The organism is Flavobacterium sp. W22_SRS_FK3 (genome assembly GCF_052113665.1).
GTDB lineage: Bacteria > Bacteroidota > Bacteroidia > Flavobacteriales > Flavobacteriaceae > Flavobacterium.
This window is the reverse complement of sequence record NZ_JBGQOF010000024.1, coordinates 1-17,199: the sequence shown is the minus strand read 5'-3', so window position 1 is coordinate 17,199 and position 17,199 is coordinate 1. Positions and strand designations below refer to the sequence as shown.

15 protein-coding genes and 1 tRNA gene are annotated in these 17,199 nt (G+C 34.3%); 6 read left to right on the top strand and 10 right to left on the bottom strand.

Features of this window, described 5'->3' with window-relative positions; genetic code table 11:
- Positions 1-52: 52 nt before the first annotated feature.
- A complete protein-coding gene (locus ACEN2I_RS17515) occupies positions 53-823 on the bottom strand; it encodes a tetratricopeptide repeat protein (protein ID WP_441767397.1) in 771 nt (256 codons plus the stop codon).
- A gap of 51 nt (positions 824-874) precedes the next feature.
- Positions 875-1,351 carry a TspO/MBR family protein gene (locus ACEN2I_RS17510; protein WP_441767396.1) on the bottom strand — a complete coding sequence of 159 codons (477 nt, stop codon included), beginning with the start codon at positions 1,349-1,351 and terminating at the stop codon, positions 875-877.
- 177 nt (positions 1,352-1,528) lie between these two features.
- Between ACEN2I_RS17510 and ACEN2I_RS17505 the strand changes: the two genes are divergently transcribed.
- The gene (locus ACEN2I_RS17505) at positions 1,529-2,206 is read left to right on the top strand and encodes a hypothetical protein (RefSeq protein ID WP_441767395.1); all 678 of its coding nucleotides are present in this window, start codon (positions 1,529-1,531) and stop codon (positions 2,204-2,206) included.
- 153 nt (positions 2,207-2,359) lie between these two features.
- Here ACEN2I_RS17505 and ACEN2I_RS17500 read toward each other — a convergent pair whose 3' ends face one another.
- The 6 genes from ACEN2I_RS17500 to ACEN2I_RS17475 all read right to left on the bottom strand — a co-directional run bounded on the left by ACEN2I_RS17500 (position 2,360) and on the right by ACEN2I_RS17475 (position 9,190).
- Entirely contained in the window at positions 2,360-2,674 is a 315-nt protein-coding gene (locus ACEN2I_RS17500; RefSeq protein ID WP_441767394.1) for an HPF/RaiA family ribosome-associated protein, read from the bottom strand.
- A 366-nt stretch (positions 2,675-3,040) separates the two neighbouring features.
- Positions 3,041-3,463: a very short patch repair endonuclease gene (locus ACEN2I_RS17495; RefSeq protein WP_441767393.1), complete on the bottom strand. Its 423-nt coding sequence runs from the start codon at positions 3,461-3,463 to the stop codon at positions 3,041-3,043.
- Between the two features lie 39 nt (positions 3,464-3,502).
- Positions 3,503-4,822, bottom strand: coding sequence for an NgoFVII family restriction endonuclease (locus ACEN2I_RS17490; RefSeq protein ID WP_441767392.1), 1,320 nt, complete (start codon positions 4,820-4,822; stop codon positions 3,503-3,505).
- Complete coding sequence (locus tag ACEN2I_RS17485) at positions 4,819-6,048, bottom strand: DNA cytosine methyltransferase (protein ID WP_441767391.1); 1,230 nt, start codon at positions 6,046-6,048, stop codon at positions 4,819-4,821. Before ACEN2I_RS17485 ends, ACEN2I_RS17490 begins: the two co-directional genes overlap by 4 nt.
- Positions 6,049-6,050: 2 nt before the next feature.
- Entirely contained in the window at positions 6,051-6,272 is a 222-nt protein-coding gene (locus ACEN2I_RS17480) for a helix-turn-helix domain-containing protein (RefSeq protein ID WP_127340684.1), read from the bottom strand.
- Positions 6,273-6,736: 464 nt separating this feature from the next.
- Positions 6,737-9,190: an AsmA family protein gene (locus tag ACEN2I_RS17475; RefSeq protein WP_441767390.1), complete on the bottom strand. Its 2,454-nt coding sequence runs from the start codon at positions 9,188-9,190 to the stop codon at positions 6,737-6,739.
- A gap of 254 nt (positions 9,191-9,444) precedes the next feature.
- Between ACEN2I_RS17475 and trxA the strand changes: the two genes are divergently transcribed.
- Positions 9,445-9,762, top strand: a complete 318-nt coding sequence (trxA, locus tag ACEN2I_RS17470) for a thioredoxin (protein WP_007805142.1) — start codon at positions 9,445-9,447, stop codon at positions 9,760-9,762.
- Positions 9,763-9,849: 87 nt separating this feature from the next.
- Here the strand turns inward: trxA and ACEN2I_RS17465 are convergent, their stop codons facing one another.
- Positions 9,850-11,925 carry an ATP-binding protein gene (locus ACEN2I_RS17465; RefSeq protein WP_441767389.1) on the bottom strand — a complete coding sequence of 692 codons (2,076 nt, stop codon included), beginning with the start codon at positions 11,923-11,925 and terminating at the stop codon, positions 9,850-9,852.
- Positions 11,922-12,629 carry a LytR/AlgR family response regulator transcription factor gene (locus ACEN2I_RS17460; protein ID WP_441767388.1) on the bottom strand — a complete coding sequence of 236 codons (708 nt, stop codon included), beginning with the start codon at positions 12,627-12,629 and terminating at the stop codon, positions 11,922-11,924. Before ACEN2I_RS17460 ends, ACEN2I_RS17465 begins: the two co-directional genes overlap by 4 nt.
- 202 nt (positions 12,630-12,831) lie before the next feature.
- Here ACEN2I_RS17460 and ACEN2I_RS17455 point away from each other — a divergent pair, with 202 nt between their 5' ends.
- The 4 genes from ACEN2I_RS17455 to ACEN2I_RS17440 all read left to right on the top strand — a co-directional run bounded on the left by ACEN2I_RS17455 (position 12,832) and on the right by ACEN2I_RS17440 (position 17,196).
- Positions 12,832-13,407, top strand: coding sequence for a hypothetical protein (locus tag ACEN2I_RS17455; RefSeq protein ID WP_441767387.1), 576 nt, complete (start codon positions 12,832-12,834; stop codon positions 13,405-13,407).
- Positions 13,408-13,536: 129 nt separating this feature from the next.
- Positions 13,537-16,113 carry a M1 family aminopeptidase gene (locus tag ACEN2I_RS17450; RefSeq protein WP_441767386.1) on the top strand — a complete coding sequence of 859 codons (2,577 nt, stop codon included), beginning with the start codon at positions 13,537-13,539 and terminating at the stop codon, positions 16,111-16,113.
- The gene (locus ACEN2I_RS17445; RefSeq protein ID WP_441767385.1) at positions 16,110-17,036 is read left to right on the top strand and encodes a DUF58 domain-containing protein; all 927 of its coding nucleotides are present in this window, start codon (positions 16,110-16,112) and stop codon (positions 17,034-17,036) included. Before ACEN2I_RS17450 ends, ACEN2I_RS17445 begins: the two co-directional genes overlap by 4 nt.
- 86 nt (positions 17,037-17,122) lie before the next feature.
- Positions 17,123-17,196 (top strand) — tRNA-Asp (locus ACEN2I_RS17440).
- The last annotated feature ends 3 nt before the right edge of the window (positions 17,197-17,199 follow it).

The following is a 17,199-nucleotide window of genomic DNA, read 5'->3' as shown; positions in this document are numbered from 1 at the left end:
ACTACTACATCAATGTGCCTGCCCTGTTTAAAACAATAATCAGAAATTTGTTTTAAACACAAGATAAGTTAAGCAACTCACCCTCAAAGCCATATTGTTTTGAAAGTAGATATATTTTTGAAGCATCTTTATAATTATACTCACTCATTACTGTTGTTACGTTTCCTAATTCAAAAAGTAAAACAGCTATAATTTTATCTTTTGGAATTATAAAAGAAATACGTTCATTTAATTGAAAATATAAAGCATCTCTTAATTTTTGTAATTCTTTATTTGACAATTTTGTTTTTGGAACTATCTCAGATCCAAAATTAGTATTAATAAAGAATGCTCCTGACGGATTTTGTGATTTTAGGATCTTTACCTCTAATATCTTCAGATGAAGCCATTCTGATCCTTCATGAGATTCAGGATTAATTTTAATCGACTTTTTAATCCACTCATATGCTTTTTCATTTTCTCCCATTAACTCATAAAGAGTACCCAGATTCGATGCTGTTGAATATCTGTTTGGTTTAATTTTTTCTATCTCCAAGTATAATTTTAATGCTTCATCATACTTTTCCTGAATAATTAAAACATAACCTTTGTCAGATAAATAATCTATATCCTTAGTCTTTTTGTATCCATTTTCAAGATCCAAGATTAAAGATGGAAAATCTTTAATCTTAAATTGATGTCCGTAAGGGATATATTGATGCGTACGGTCACGGTAAATTTCAAAATTATTTTTTAATGTTTTTAGTTCCCAATTCAAACAAGCAAAAGTCTTGCTAAAAGAAATTAAAACTATGACAACTACAAAAGCCTTGAATTTATTCATAAACCAGACATAAGGATTAAACAGGAAACCCACAACAAAAGAAACTTGAAACTATTGGTTCAGCCACCAAATACTAGCATTCAAAATAGCTGCAAACCCTACCCAAGCCAAATACGGAATCAGTAAATAACCTGCCGTTTTATTAATTTTAATGAATTTTAAATACGTCTCATAAATCATCAGCCATAAAAGAGCAATTTCGATTAAGGCCAGCATCGGATTTTTTAATCCGAAGAACAGATACGACCAGATAGCATTTAGCACCAATTGAATCAAAAAGAAACCTAATGCTTTTTTAACTTCGGCATTTTGTTGCTTTATATTATCCCAAACCAATCCCGCAGCAATTCCCATTAAAATAAAAAGTAATGTCCAAACCGGCATAAAAACCCAATTGGGCGGATTAAAAGCTGGTTTTGCAATTGTAGGATACCAGGTTTCGACACCCGTTTTTGTAATGGTTGAAGAAGAATAACCAACAGCCAGACAAACAATTATGGCAATTGCGATTCGGATTATTTTATTCATTTCATTTAAATTTTATCCAAAAGTAGCTAAAAGATTTTAAACCATATAAATCGTAATAACTTCATTTTAGTTTTACTTCTGCTTGCAATTTTTATATAACTTACGGGGTAGAAAAAATTTATATATGGTTTAATCTCAAAAAACAATTATATTTGAGATCTTTAAAATTCCCCAATCATGAATCCGAAAATCTACATCACTTCAATAGCCCTTACTTCTTTACTTTTTGTTTCCTGCAAAAAAGAATTAGAACCTCAAAATAACACAGCAACCTCTGAATTGATTCGATTAGGACTGGCAAAAGATACGTCTAAAACTGCTGCTCCGGCTGTGCAAACACAAAGCATGAATCCAAATACGGTTTTGGGGGAGTCAAAAGGATTGAATCCCGCACACGGACAACCGGGACATCGATGCGATATAGCCGTTGGCGCACCGTTGAATTCGGCACCAACGCAAGGACAAACAACTACACAGCCTGCACAAACGGTTCAGGTAAATCCGGGTCAGCAAAATGTAGTAACGACAGCCACTACAACCGCAGCTCCGGTAAAAGTAGCCAAAGGAATGAATCCGTCGCATGGACAGCCTGGACACCGATGTGATATTCCGGTGGGATCGCCTTTAAATTCGCCGGTTGCAAAACCAGCTGCTGCAGCTCCGGCACAAAGTGGAACTGTCGAAAAATCATTTACTGTTACACCACCTGCAAATAATCCTGCTGTTCCTGCTTTATTAAGTACCGAAAGTGCCAATACAAAAGCCGTAACCACTGCCGAAGGAACCAATCCTGTACACGGACAGCCTGGGCATCGCTGCGATATTGCCGTGGGAGCACCATTGCCGAAATCTTAAAAAATAAGCCGCAGGTCAAAAGTCTAAAGTAAAAAACCACATAAGTGATATAAGTTCCTATGATGTAGCGCTGCTTAACGCAAGCTTCAATGAACTTATATCACTTATATGGTTTAAAAAAGATTCCTATTTTGTTTAAAATCTTTTACCGTATTAATATTCTTTTATTTTCTCAAAAGTAGTAGTCAGTGATTTTTTGATTTTTGCCAAGGCGCCCTGAAAAGCTTTTTCAAGCGTATCGGCGTGTTCTGTAACTGTTATGGGCTGTAATTTTACCGGACGCACTTCGATTACGCATTTTTTATCCTTCAGGCTGAATTTTTCGCCATTTTCATCTCCAAAATGTACTTCGATGCGGGTAATTTTTTCTTCAAAACGGTTTAAGCCTTTTTCTAATTCTCCAGAGAAATAAGCTTCTAATCTTTCGTGTCCTTCTATGTTTTTGTCGGTATTGATTTGAATTTTCATAAAGGTTTGTATTTAATGATTATGCTCAAAGCTATTTGATTTAAGATGAAAACACAAGTGAGTTAAGGAAAGATTATGAAAATTTTGATGATTTTTGTCATTTCGACAAAGGAGAAATCACACTAGAAATTCCGCAACAATAATTGGACTAAATATTTTGCCTTTCGCTAATTGCATTTTCGATTTCAAGAATGCAGGAATCTAAATTCTTTTTGATGTCGTTGCTCCAGAAACGAAGAATTTTCCAGTTTTTTGATATCTTCGCGGTCCTAGATTCGAAAAAAAAATTGCCCGTGTAGTATGGTGACGGTATTGGAAACGAACGTAACGCTTTTTACACGCGTAGGACACCTTAGCTGTACGGGTTTATATTTTTATTTGTCTTTCTTTTATTGCATTTTGAATTTCAAGAATACATAAATCTAAATTTTTCTGTATCTCTTTAGTCCAGAAACGAAGAATTTTCCAATTTTCAGACTCTAAATATGTATTAACTTCTATGTCTCTCTGAATGTTTCTTTCAATTTTTTTGATCCAATATTCAGAATTTGTTCCTGGTTTTTTTCTGGTTTCCCAATCTTTTCCATGAAAAAACTCTGAATCTACAAAAATGGCAATTTTAAGTTGTTTGAAAGTAAGATCTGGCTTGCCAAAGACTGTTTTATTGTTTTTTCGATATCTATAACCAAGATTCCATAATGCTTTTGCTAAAGTAAGTTCGGCTTTTGTTGCAGTGCTTTTTATTGCACGCATATTTTTGGAGCGTTGTTCAGGAGTAAAACAATCCATGGTATAAATTCTTTGACTTTCTATGTAAAGTTATAAATTTTATATAAAAGGTGTAATGTCTTCTTCATCAAGAGGAATTGGTTCATCTTTCATGAACATTTCAAAAGATCCTATAGGAGCAAAGTCAATATTGATTGTTGTATAATCGCCTTTTTTTCGCCATAAACGAACAGAATCAGTTCCTTTCTTTTGAAGCCATTCACGCGTTACTGGTTCTCGCTCTTTTAACCCTAAAACATCTACTAATAACCATTGGCCTAAAGCGGATTGCCCATATCTTTTTCCATTTTCATCATATTCTGTGTTACTTCCAGACTGAAAGTTTTTCATACCGTCACCCGTTAACAAAGAAGGGATTTTTTTGCCGTTGGGTAATTGTAAGTAGAAACGAATTTCAGGTTTATCAGCTTTCTTTCCCGTAAAATTTTTTCTAACGTTCTCAAACTCGAATATATTTTCCGTGAAAAAATCAGGGTTTTTATTATGAAATTCTCTTGGAACTGGAATGTAAACTTCATTAAGTGGTCTAGGAGTATCACTTCCCGTATTTTTTGGTTTTCCATTCCATGCATTTAATCCTGATTTTTCTTCGACTTCTTTAGATTGATATGAATATAAAGGTAAATAAACTTCAACTATCTCTGAATCTGAAGCTTTTGTAGTTTCAATAAGGCCAAAATATGCCTTTAATAAAAAGTCAAAAGGGTCTTCAATAATTTTTACATCAAATTGATTTAGAGTTAATGTACTGTATTTTTTAGAATCAAATTTTTGAAGTATTTGAGAATCTCCAAAAGTATATCTGTAATCCTTATTTCCATCTGACCAAGATAATGCTGATGAGGTTTCATTCAGAATTGTTAGATTATTTAAATCAATTAAAGGGTATGCACATTCGTTTATAGTAAAAATACCTTTATCTCGAGTTACATAATGATAAATGTTTTGATTTTCTAATAAACCTAGGCGTTCATAATCGCTTTTCATTCTGTCATTCTTGATTTCTGAAATTTTGTAAGCTAAAGAGTGTAAATCATTACGATACTTATTGATTTCATTTTGGTATCTTTTGAGTTGCATTACTTTCTGAAAAGAAGGTTTACTACCCATCCAAGTTTTTAAGCCAATTCCAATTCTTTTATTACCAAATACAGACAAAACATCATGTGGAGTATTTCCAATATCTACATTTTGACCATTAAAAATTTTGGCAAAGACTGTTTCTTGAAATTTAGAATCAAGATAGGGTATTTGGTCCCCTTGTTTTTGACGAAATAAATTAGATAATGCTCCATAAACTTGTAAAAATTTTACATATTCATCTCTTTGTTCTTTAGAAAATTGTTCCCAAATACTCATGGTAATAAGACGTTTAAAATTTCTGTACTAATTCTTTCAATTAATGGTGTAGTTACTGAATTTCCCGCTTGCATATACAATTTACTATTAGCTATATTTGGTAAAATATATTTATCCATTGGATATCCTTGGAAAGCGAAACACTCTTTCGGCGTTAATTTTCTAATACCGTAATCGTCTAGAATTAGTGGTACATTGTGACCTCCTGTACCCATATTTGCAGTTAAGGTTGGGCAAACTTGACTTTTGTTTTCTCTAACATAAACTCTTCTCCATTGATAAATAGTATCTTTTGAAGTCATTGTTTTTTCTAATTCTGGGTAATATTGGTGATCTTTTTTATAGTATAAATTATCTGCCTGTTTTCCTTTTTCTAGAATATCATGAATTGTTTTTGTTAAAGGTATAGGTTCTGGAAATTTAAAATCCGCATGATGCGGAACTTGTTCTGGATCAAAAGCTACAATAAAAATTCTTTCTCTATTTTGTGGAACGTTTGCATGAGTAGAAGAATTTAATATTTTGGTATAAGTTCTATAGCCAAGTTTCTCTTCTAATATTTCTAAAATAACTTTAAAAGTTTTTCCTTTATCATGTGAAACTAAATTTTTGACATTTTCAAGAAAAACTACTTTGGGTCTTTTAGTTTCAATTATTTTTTCTAAATCAAAAAACAATGTACCTCTTGTATCTTGGAACCCTTTTCTATTACCTGCAATAGAAAAAGCTTGGCAAGGAAAACCAGCACACAAAACTTGAAAATCGTCTGGAATATAATTCTTAGTACTTTTTTTGGTTATATCGCCAAATGGGAATTCGCCAAAATTGGTACGATATGTTTTTTGTGAATCAATATTCCATTCACTTGTATAAACACATTTTCCTCCTACATTTTGTAATGCAATTCTAAAACCGCCCACTCCCGCAAATAAATCAATAAACTTGAATGTATAATTTTTGGGAGTTGGATATGGGACATTTTCAACTTCGTATAACAATTGTTGTATAGCAGAATCAGAAACCATATTTGATTTCTCTTCTTCATTTTTGTATTCAACAATTTCATTTAAATATTTTATTGCTTCTTTTTCGTAATGTTTTTTTACCCCATTATGATAATTGTGCAAATAATGAGTTACAACAGCTTTTTTGTTGTCTTCTTCTTCTACAGTGCTAATTTTAAATTTTTTCCCGTCGAATTCTTCGATTGAAATTTGCTCTTTCATTTTCATTTCTTAAAATTGTTATCATTAAAAAAGGCCCCAAAATCACTATCAAGAGCTGTGATTATTTTTTCTATAATTTCTATTGAAACATTTCGTTGACCTTTTTCAATATCTGAAATGTAGTTTCTGTCAACGTTAGAAATATTGGCTAAATACTCGATTGAGTATCCTTTTTGTTCTCGAAGTTCTTTGACTTTGAATCCGAATTTTTCTTTGATATTCATAGTGTATAAAAATAGTTTCGTGCGTACAATTGGCCCGCGTACAATTGGCCTCGTGATTTAATAGTTATCAACTTTATATTAACTACTGTTTTTGAATTAATTCCATAAAAAAACGCCAATCATTTCCTGACTGGCGTTTAAAATATTCTAAAATGTCCTGATGAAACCAACTGCCCTAGCCCTGATCGAAGCGGCATCCTTTTGTGGCGGGGTTCGCCATAAAAGATACAGCGGAGAGCAGGAAATAGCTCCTTAAAATTGAAATTCCAAAATATAAACTCCAAATTCCAATCTCTTGTATAAAACTATCGGTGCAAATCTTTGTCGAGTTTCTTGCGGGGATTGCTTCGCCAGTTCACTATCGTTCGTGTCCTCGTTCCTCGGAATGACAAACTGGACTGTTTTTTTTGTCCTCGAAATTGACAAACTGGGCTTTTTCTGAATGACAAGATTATGTGAAATTATTATTTCTCCTTCTTCCCCCATTTAATTTTCATTTTTCCGTCGTCATCTACGGCAAGTAAGTGCAGGACGATGCCGCGTTGGCGAACAGAATCACGTTCGGCTTTGCTGGCTAGTTTGGAGTCGTCTTTGGAGTTTCGGAGGGGGACGGTGAGGGCTAAATTGGTACCGCGACCAAAGGAATAAATACCGCTGGCATCGAGGTTGAGAACGCTGGAACTAATGGTGAGATTATGGACGTCGATTTGCTCGCCACGGAGTTTGAAATTGCCGGATAAATCGCTGAACGTGATGTTTTCGACATCGCGAAACGGAAACGCAAATTTACCAACTTTCATAATAGGTTCGAAGTTTAGCAAGGCGCCCTGCGTGACATTGAAAGTGAGGTTTCCGTGCATAGAGTTGGTAATAAGCACTCCCTGACTGTTTATTAAACCAGTAACATTGGCGTTGCTGGTAAGTTTGCCGCGGATGTTACGGGGAGAAAATGAGGTAACTCCGAAGTTGTTGAACGATTTTAAAAAACTCGCAATATCAACCTGATTGACCTGCGCATTGGAAGTGAAAGTATAGTTTTTACCATTTGGCGAAACGATTGAACTAAAATTGATGCTTCCGCCAGAAGTCTGCAGCGAACCGTTTTTGATGACGAGCCGGGAATCAATCATCTGAATCTGGGCTTTGGTGTTGGTTGCGGTGAGTTTGTTGTACGTTATTTTATCGGCCTTGATGCTGATGTCGACAATGCATTTTTCGATCGCGTTTCGCAGCTGATGTGACATGGTAGGTTTTTTGGCTATCGCTTTCTTTTTTTTAGAATTCGTCAAAACACCCAAAAATTGTCTGATATCGATACTGGGGCAATAAATATCCCAGTTTACAACCATTTTTTCGGGAGCGTCGTAGTATAAATTCAGGAAATTATCGATTCTGCCTTCGACGTAAATGGTGCTGTTTTTATTTTTGTACGCAATTTTTTTAATGAGCAATGCTTCTTGTGTAAATGCTAACTTCACATTAATTTTTTCGGCGTGAACGTTTTTCGGAATATAATGAAAAGAAACATCCTGAATGTCTACATCGCCTATAAAACGCGGTTTGGTGATGTACAAATCGACGATGTCAAATTGAAATTTTAGGTTGGCATTGGCATGTCCTCCAGTAAAATTAATCCATTTTTCGGTGTTTTCTTCGTTGAGGTTTTCGATATCAAAGTCAGAATTTATGATTCCGGTTGCCAGCGGTTTTTCGAGATTGTTGATCGATAATTGCGGAACTGTAATGGGAATATTTTTGAATTTTCCGGAAAGGCGTGTTAAAACCACAGCAGAATTGGGGTCGTTGAAGCCTTGGTTTGGATTGAAATTATTGGTAAAAATGCCTTTAAAACTGCAATCGGTAATGACACCGTCGGGCATGCTGAGTTCGTTGTTGTGAACTTCGGCCTGAACGACAATTTTTGGATCACCTTCGGCATTAAAATCGCCTTTGATGTCGCAATTGACATCGATTTCTTTTTTTAGATTGAACCGGTTGAGTTTAGAACTGATATTTGCCGATAAAACATTAGAAGCATTTCGCCATAAAATAGTCGTGCTAATATTGATTCCGAATAACGCATTGCCTTTGGCGAGATTGAAAAAGGCTACAATGTCGAAAGTATCTTCTCCAATGTTAAGGCCTTCGGTTTTGATGTCAATTGTCTCTTTTTCGGCGGTATAGGAAACAGCAAAAGTGCCTTCAAGCCATTTTTGTCTGGCAAAACTTCCGTGAACGGTATTAAAAGCCAGACTTTTGATATTAGTTTTCAGGAAAACACGGGTTTGCCAGTCTTTACCATCATAATCTACCTTTGATTTTAAATGGGCCACATCAAAATCAAATAATTTGTGTCCTAAGCGATTGTCTAAAACAAAATGAACGTTGTTGAGGTCGACCTGATCTATTGTTGTTTGTGTTTCAGATTGCGTTTCGGGTGATTTTTTCTTTTTGGGCTTAAAAATATTGGCGTTCGAATAGCCGTTTTCGGCCTTATACACATAAATCTGAGCGTCGTTGATCAGGATTTTATGGACATTGATTTCCTTTTGCAGTAAACTCCAAACGTTTAAACGCACTTCGATTTCGTTGGCTTTTAGTAAAGTATGTTTGTGGGTATTCCATTGGTTGTCTTTTAATTCGACATCTTTTAGGGCGAGAGTGAAATTCGGGAAACCGGTTAAAAACTTATATTGAAAATCACGAACATGGAATTTTCCGTTGATATTTTCATTGATTTTGGTGTTGATTTTGGCGATGATTTCTGTTTTATTGCGATTGAAGTAAAATGATAAACCAGCCGAAGCCATTATGATAAGTGTTATACCTCCTAAAATAAAAAAAACAAAACGTTTTGCGTATTTTTTAAAACGGGATGATTGCACAACGTTTTTTATACTATGTAAAGGTGGTTTCATAAGAAAGAATTTTCTCAATTAAAGATACTGTAAAAATTAATGTAATGTTAATATTTTGATTTACAATTTATTAATATGTAACTTAACAATAGGTTTATTGCTAATATAATTATTGGCAATACATTTATAATCAAAACTAATTTGCGAATGATGTTTGATTGATTTAAAATTTCTAAATTTGTACTGAAGTTAAAAACTTATTAAAAATTGTTTTCCCTAAACGAAATAAAGGGATAATCTTAAAATAAATAATTATGGCATTAGCAATAACAGATGCTACTTTTGATGAAGTAGTTTTGAAATCAGATAAACCGGTAATGGTAGATTTTTGGGCAGCATGGTGCGGTCCTTGTAGAATGGTTGGTCCAATCATTGACGAATTGAGCAGCGAATACGAAGGTAAAGTAGTTGTTGGAAAAGTTGATGTTGATGCAAATCAGGAATTCGCTGCAAAATATGGTGTACGTAACATCCCAACTGTTTTGGTTTTCCATAATGGAGAAGTTGTAGGAAAACAAGTAGGAGTTGCTCCGAAACAAACTTATGCAGATAGTTTAGACGCTTTGTTGTAATCGTAAGATTATGATTTATATAAAAAAGGTTTGGCGAAAGTCAGGCCTTTTTTATTGGAATAAAGTTTAGTTTAAATATATTTTTTATTAGAATATAAGAGTAAAAGTAGTTCCAAAATTCGGTATTGAATTTACTTCGATTTTACAATCAATAGCGGTTGCCAAATCCCGAACCAAATGCAATCCCAAACCAGACTTGATTCCTATTACTTCTGAATCATCGTAAAGGGCTTTAAATTGCTCTTTTGTTCCACCAGGGCCATTGTCTGTAATAGAAAGATAGGTTTGATTGCTTTCCTGCCAGGCTTTCCATGTTATTTTTCCGTTTGAAGTTTTGTCCAGCACTTTTATGGCGTTTCCGGTAAGGTTTCGGATAATGGTTTTTAGGTAATTTGCATCCGTATTTAAAATGATATTTTCGTGGGATTTAAATAAAATTTCTATGTTTTCAACGCTCGCAAAATGTTTTTGAATTTCTTCGAATAAAATAGCAACTGGAAATGGATGGGACTGTGGCTTAAAATTCTCCATCTGGCTTTTGCTCCACAATAAGATATCTTCCATTGATGATAATAAATTTTCAGCTCCGGTAATTACTTTTGTCTGCATGCGCTGAGCGGTGGCTTCATCAATCAGTTCAGGATTTTCTTTCTGCAGATGTAAAAAGTGAATTAAATTCGAAATAGGACTTCGTAAATCATGGTTCAGAATACTAAAAAAACGCGCTTTTATTTTGTTGGCTTCATCCAGTTCCTGATTTAAGACCCGTAGTTTTTGATTGGTTTTTTTACGGTTTTGATTCTGCTTAAATAACAACAAAACAATGATTCCAATAAGCACCAATCCTGAAATAAGAAAGATTCTCTGTTTTTTTGCCTCTTCAATCTGAATGGTTTTGATGGTGTTTTGCGCTGAAAGATTTTTTATAGCTTGTCCTTTGGTTTTGTTTTGATAACGGGCTTCGGCATTGGCGATACTTTGCTTGGCCGATTCCTGCAGCATTTCATCGTTGGTTTTGCTGTAAATTTTGTTGTATTTGTAGGCTTTTTGCCAAAGTCCTAATGCTGCATAACTCTCGGAGAGCTTTTTATTGATGATGACATAAAATTCCTTGTCATATTTTAAGGCATTTTTTGATGCCAGGATCAAAGTTTCAATGGCCTTTTTGTAATCGCCTTGCTCATATAAAACACGTCCCATTACAGTATTGGCTTCCATCAAAATTTCTTCATCTGTTGACTTTTGACCAAGCAAAACGGCTTTTTTTGCATAATTGTAAGCTATATTTATTTTGCCTTCTTTTATATACTGTTCTGACATGCTTCGATTTGCAAAGCTCAGATTAAGAAATAAAGAGTCTTTTTTTGATGGTAATTTATAAACCAAATTGTAATATTTGCGCACCTGATCGGGCTTATTGAGCAAAACATAACATTGTATATAATAATTGTATAAAAAAGCGGTTACGTACGGAGAGTTTTTTATATATGGTTTTGCATAATCAAGGTACTCAATGACTTTATTGAATTGTTTCATTTTAAGATAGGCACCGGCAATCTGACTGTAGGAAACACCTATGTTTTCATCATTTCTATCGTTTTTTTCAAGAAGTTTTTTATATCTGATGGCTTTTAACTGGTAACTGATAAAATTTTCAAATTGCGAATTGTTTTGATAGTATTCGGCCAGACTTCCGTTTAAAACGGCTTTTGTATAATTGCTTTTGGTAGTATCGAGTATAGTTTTAATGTAAACCGCCAAAGCTTTACTTTTGGCAGTATCCTGAAGTGAGTAATAAATGTAATTTAACCGCATTAATGCAGAAGTTTCATTAATCAGGTTGTTTGCTTTTTGGGCATATTTTCTGGATTCTTCGTAATTGATTAATGCTTTTTCGTATTGATTGTTGCTGAATTCATAAGCAGTTCCTTTATAAAGATAAAACCTGCTTAAGTAAACCGGATGTTTTTTAGAAAGTGCAATTCCTTTTTGTGAAACGATTAAAAGTTTGGAATAATCTTCTAAATCTATTAGTTCATTGGCATAGGCGAGCCAGACTTTTAGTTTTTCATTTGTAGTTTTATATTGTGTCAAATTCGGTTCTTGTTGTGCAAAAACGGATAAACATATAAAACAAGGAAATAAAAAAACTGATTTCCTCATGAGATTAGGTTTAGATTTTCTTTATAACTTCTTCCAACAGGAATAGCAATATCATTGTTTAATATAATTTCGGTAGAGTTTATTTTTTGAATGAACTGCTTCTGCACGGCAAAACTTCTGTGAATTCGGATAAAAGACTTAAAGTGATCTTCTTTCAAAAGATTTCCAATACTTGATAAAACACAATGCCTTTTTTTATCGGTAATGACCAGCGTATAATCTTTCAGGGCTTCGAGATATAAAATTTCGTGCAGTTTTACCTTTGTTTGTTCGTGACCTTCTTTAATATAAATGGTATCGCCGCCAATACTTGCTTCAAAGAGGGAGGCCTTGAGTTTGATTTCCATAAACTCTTCAATGCGGCTCATAGTTTGCGCAAACCGATCCAGTTTTAAGGGTTTTACAATAAAGTCCAGCGTTTCAATCTGAAAACTTTCGACTGCATGTTCAGGATGTGCAGTTATAAAAATACAAACCGGAATTTCAAGCGCTTTTTTTCTGAAATCAATTCCGCTAAGTCCCGGCATGTCAATATCAAGAAACAAAATATCGATTTTTTCTTTTTCAATAAAAGTAAGTGCTTCTTCAGCCGATTCAAATACGCCTAAAATATTCAGAATCGGAAATTTTTTTGCAAACGACAACACGGTTAATCGGTCTATTTCATCATCATCAATAATAATGCAACTGTATTTTTTCATCATTTAATTTGAATTTACGTCGTCTGTCTATTTAAAATGCTGTTGGTCTATTAGTGGTTTTTCGGCCTGTTTTATTCCCGCAAATTTGTCCTGTAATACTTCATCAGCTAAAAAAGAATAGTTCTTTCAACGCTTTTGACTGTTACAAAAATAATGCTATTCAATTAAAAAAGAACTATTTAAAAAATTTTAAAATCAAATTATTATGAAAACTGTAAAGACCATTTTTTCACTTTTAACCATTGCAATTTTTACCATTTCATGCAGCAGCGACGATGATAAACCAAAATTTGCTACAGAAAATCCCTTAGCTGTTTATTATACTCAAACCGGCTTTACTGTGAGCACTAACTTTATAAATTCAGGCGATTACGAGTTTGGTTTAGTTTTTAAACCAATAGTTAAAGGAAAAATAAAAGCAATCACTTTAAAATTGCCAGCTACAAATCCTTCCGTTCGCGTTACAATCTGGGATTATACAACAAAATCTGTATTGCGTTCTGAAACGTTAAATATTGCTACAGCAGATGTTCAGATATCAAAAGAAATTAATGAACTGGCTTTGGAGAAAGACAAAAAATACATGATTACCATGAACTCCAATGATTGGTACAAAAAGAATAAGGCTGATAATAGCAATGTTACATATCCGATCACGGCAGGAAACATTAGATTTGAAGAATACAGATGGCTTTCGGGAACAGCACAAACTTTCCCGACAAATATTTCGGCAAACTATAATGCAGGTGATGTAAGTTTTGATTTTCAGCAGACTGAATAAGGTGTTTTTTATAATTTGAATTAGTAAAAAAAGGTTTGGCTAAAGTCAGACCTTTTTTATTTATAGAGGTTAACCACAAAAATCAATCCTTTTTTTTATTTTTAGCGAATCTTATTTATCCCTTTAAAAATGAAAACTTTCTATTGCTTTCTCAGCTTTTTTGCGATTATTACAATTGGTTTTTCCCAATCAAAACAAAAAGAAGGTCTTATTTTAGAGCTTGGCGTTTCTGAGCAGCTGGCTATTTTTCGAAAACATCAAATCTCAAATATTTCTTACGGATTATCTTTTGAAATTCCGAATCAAAAAGAGCAGCAAATTAATTCAAATTTAAATTTAGAACTGACCGTCAAAGATTTAAGTCAGCCTTTGTATTTAGATTTTAAAGAAAAGACCGGGAATATAAAATCAATTTCTGCAAACGGAAAAAATATTGGGGTTGTTCACGAAAAAGGGCATATTGTTATTCCTGCAGAAAGTTTGCTTTTAGGAAAAAATACGATCACAATTTCTTTTATTGCGGGCAATTTATCGCTAAATCGTAACGATGATTTTTTATACACTTTATTGGTCCCGGATCGCGCCAGTACTTTATTTCCGGGTTTCGATCAGCCGGATATTAAAGCGACTTATAAACTGAGTTTGACCGTTCCTAAAGCCTGGACGGTTTTGGCTGGGGCAGATGTTACAGCGAAAGTTGAAAAAGGCGATTTTACAGCATATACATTTGGAGAATCAGACAAAATGAGTACCTATTTGTTTTCTTTCGTTGCCGGAAAATTTAAAACTCTATCGAAGAAACCCGGCAATTTAGAAATGACAATGTTGTATCGTGAAAACAATCCGGAGAAGATTGAGGTTAGTACCGATACAATTTTTAAGCTCCATGAACAATCTTTAGAATTTTTAGAAAAATATACGAATTACAAATTTCCGTTTCAGAAACTGGATTTTGCTTCGATTCCGGTTTTTCAATATGGCGGAATGGAGCATGTTGGCGCAATTCAGTACAGAGAATCTTCATTGTTTTTAGACAACAGTGCAACTGATAGCGAGAAATTAGATCGTGCTAAACTAATTGCACACGAAACCTCGCACATGTGGTTTGGAGATTTGGTAACGATGAAATGGTTTGATGATGTCTGGATGAAAGAAGTGTTTGCGAATTTTATGGCAGACAAAATCATGAATCCGATTTTTCCGAAAGTCAATCATAATTTACAGTTTTTTAGTGCGCATTATGGCAACGCTTATGCGGAAGACCGATCTCTAGGAACACATCCAATCAAACAGAATCTGGCGAATTTAAAAGATGCGGGTTCGCTTTACGGAAATATCATTTATAACAAAGCGCCCATCATGATGCGCCAGCTGGAAGCTTCTATGGGAAAGGAAGCGTTTCAGAAAGGAATTGAAAAATATATTCAAAAATACGCCAACGACAACGCCGACTGGAATAACTTAGTCGAAATTCTGGACACTGAAACTCCGATCGATATGCAAAAATGGAGCAAGGTCTGGGTGAATCAATCGGGGAGAGCGATTTTTTCGGATAAAATAACATACGATGCTCAAAACCGAATCAGAAAATTTGAAATTCAACAGAAAGCAGAGGATAAATCGAAAAATATCTGGCCTCAGGTTTTTCAGATTGGGTTTGTGTATGCGGATGATGTGAAGGTTTTAAATGTTACGATAAAAGATAAAAATCTTCTTTTGAAAGAAGCAGTCGGACTTGAAAAACCGCTTGCTGTTCTATACAATTATAATGGTTTTGGATACGGTGTTTTTCCGCTTGACGGGAGTGATTTAAATTATATTTCTATATTGAAAGATGAGGTTGCAAGGGCATCTTCCTATAGTAATGTTTATGAGAATATGTTGATAGGAAATATTCTGCCGGAAAAAGCTTTTGATTGTTTTTTTAGAGGAATTCAAACAGAAGAAAATGAATTGGTTTTAAGGATAGCTTCGGGGAATTTAAGTGCTGTTTATTGGCGGTTTTTAACCCAAAAACAGCAGTATAAAGTTCAGGATCAGCTTGAAGATAGGCTGTACGAACGTTTACAAACTAATTTAGCGGCCAATATCAAAAAGACTTTATTCAATTTATTCAGTGTAATTTCTTATTCAGATTCGGCGAAAGCTAGATTATACCAGATTTGGAATAAGGAAATTGTGATTCCGAATTTGAAATTAAACGAAGACGATTACACGAATATGGCAATGAATCTGGCTATATTTAAACACGAAAAAGCAGATGAGATTTTAGAGAAAGCTAAAAAAGCCATTACAAATCCGGACAAATTGAAACGATTTGAGTTTTTATTGCCTTCATTATCAAAAGATGAATCGGTTCGAAATGCTTTTATGGAATCTTTAAAAGACGATAAAAACAGGGAGAAAGAATCGTGGGTTTCCGTTGGTTTGGCGAATATTCATCACCCTTTGCGTCAGGAAAGTGCCCAGAAATATATTCGATTTTCATTAGATTTGGTTGATGAAATTCAGCGAACCGGAGATATTTTCTTTCCGAAAGACTGGCTGAATAATACGATTGGAAAATATGCCTCAAGATATGCTTTTGATGAAGTGCAGCAATTCTTAAAAGAAAACCCTAATTTTAGTCCGATATTAAAACGAAAATTATTTCAGGCGACAGACGGTTTGTACCGCGCTCAAAATATTAAAAAAGAAACCGAATGAAAATTGAATCGGAAATAGAGAAAGTCTCCAGTTTTCAGCATCTCGAAATGCTGGCAAATCAGGTTGTAGAAGGTTTTATATCCGGAATGCACAAAAGTCCGTTTCATGGATTTTCGGCTGAATTTGCTGAGCATAAAGTCTACAACGTTGGCGAAAGCACCAAACACATCGACTGGAAATTATTTGCCAAAACCGATCGTTTGTACACGAAGCGTTTTGAGGAAGAAACTAATTTACGCTGCCATCTGATTGTTGATAATTCGTCGTCGATGCATTATCCGGAACTCAAATCGAATCAGCCTTTTTATGAAAAGAAGATTGGTTTTGCGGTTTTGGCCTCGGCAGTTTTAATGAATATTTTAAAGAAACAGCGTGATGCGGTTGGTTTAAGTGTTTTCTCAGACAGTTATGAATATTATGCACCCGAAAAAGGAAGTGATCGTCATCATAGAATGCTGCTCAATAAATTAGAACAATTGTTAGAAGAGCCAAAAGTCAAAAAAAGTACCGATACGATTACGTATCTGCATCAGATTGCGGAGAAAATGCACCGTCGATCGATGATTATTCTGTTTACGGATATGTTTCAGTCAGAAGATGATGAAAAGCTTTTTAACGCCTTACAGCATTTAAAACACAACAAACACAAAGTGGTTTTATTTCATGTTGTAGATGATAAAACCGAGCTGAAATTCGATTTTGATAATACACCCAGAAAGTTTATCGACTTAGAATCAGGCGAAGAGGTGTCGATTTTTGCAGATAATATAAAAACAGAATATGAAAAAAGGGCAGAAGCGTACTTTAAAAAACTGGCTTTGACGTGCGCAAAGAACCAAATTAAGTACGTTCCGGTCAATGTGGGTGATAATTTTGAAAAAATACTGACGACATATTTGGTTGAAAAACAAAACTTTGGCTAAGCATTTGAAATTTTATTAAACTTTTTTTATCAAAACACTTGCAGAAACGAAATTCTGTACTATCTTTGCAACCGCAATAACGCAGAGGTTTGGTAGTTCAGTTGGTTAGAATACATGCCTGTCACGCATGGGGTCGCGGGTTCGAGTCCCGTCCAGACCGCAA

What these genes read in the sequence shown, in the direction of transcription:
- trxA (WP_007805142.1), top strand. Translation starts at nt 9,445, where the DNA reads ATGGCATTAGCAATAACAGATGCTACTTTTGATGAAGTAGTTTTGAAA.
- ACEN2I_RS17510 (WP_441767396.1), bottom strand. Translation starts at nt 1,351, where the DNA reads ATGAATAAAATAATCCGAATCGCAATTGCCATAATTGTTTGTCTGGCT.
- ACEN2I_RS17485 (WP_441767391.1), bottom strand. Translation starts at nt 6,048, where the DNA reads ATGAAAGAGCAAATTTCAATCGAAGAATTCGACGGGAAAAAATTTAAA.
- ACEN2I_RS17450 (WP_441767386.1), top strand. Translation starts at nt 13,537, where the DNA reads ATGAAAACTTTCTATTGCTTTCTCAGCTTTTTTGCGATTATTACAATT.
- ACEN2I_RS17500 (WP_441767394.1), bottom strand. Translation starts at nt 2,674, where the DNA reads ATGAAAATTCAAATCAATACCGACAAAAACATAGAAGGACACGAAAGA.
- ACEN2I_RS17460 (WP_441767388.1), bottom strand. Translation starts at nt 12,629, where the DNA reads ATGATGAAAAAATACAGTTGCATTATTATTGATGATGATGAAATAGAC.
- ACEN2I_RS17480 (WP_127340684.1), bottom strand. Translation starts at nt 6,272, where the DNA reads ATGAATATCAAAGAAAAATTCGGATTCAAAGTCAAAGAACTTCGAGAA.
- ACEN2I_RS17445 (WP_441767385.1), top strand. Translation starts at nt 16,110, where the DNA reads ATGAAAATTGAATCGGAAATAGAGAAAGTCTCCAGTTTTCAGCATCTC.
- ACEN2I_RS17490 (WP_441767392.1), bottom strand. Translation starts at nt 4,822, where the DNA reads ATGAGTATTTGGGAACAATTTTCTAAAGAACAAAGAGATGAATATGTA.
- ACEN2I_RS17475 (WP_441767390.1), bottom strand. Translation starts at nt 9,190, where the DNA reads ATGAAACCACCTTTACATAGTATAAAAAACGTTGTGCAATCATCCCGT.
- ACEN2I_RS17515 (WP_441767397.1), bottom strand. Translation starts at nt 823, where the DNA reads ATGAATAAATTCAAGGCTTTTGTAGTTGTCATAGTTTTAATTTCTTTT.
- ACEN2I_RS17495 (WP_441767393.1), bottom strand. Translation starts at nt 3,463, where the DNA reads ATGGATTGTTTTACTCCTGAACAACGCTCCAAAAATATGCGTGCAATA.
- ACEN2I_RS17505 (WP_441767395.1), top strand. Translation starts at nt 1,529, where the DNA reads ATGAATCCGAAAATCTACATCACTTCAATAGCCCTTACTTCTTTACTT.
- ACEN2I_RS17465 (WP_441767389.1), bottom strand. Translation starts at nt 11,925, where the DNA reads ATGAGGAAATCAGTTTTTTTATTTCCTTGTTTTATATGTTTATCCGTT.
- ACEN2I_RS17455 (WP_441767387.1), top strand. Translation starts at nt 12,832, where the DNA reads ATGAAAACTGTAAAGACCATTTTTTCACTTTTAACCATTGCAATTTTT.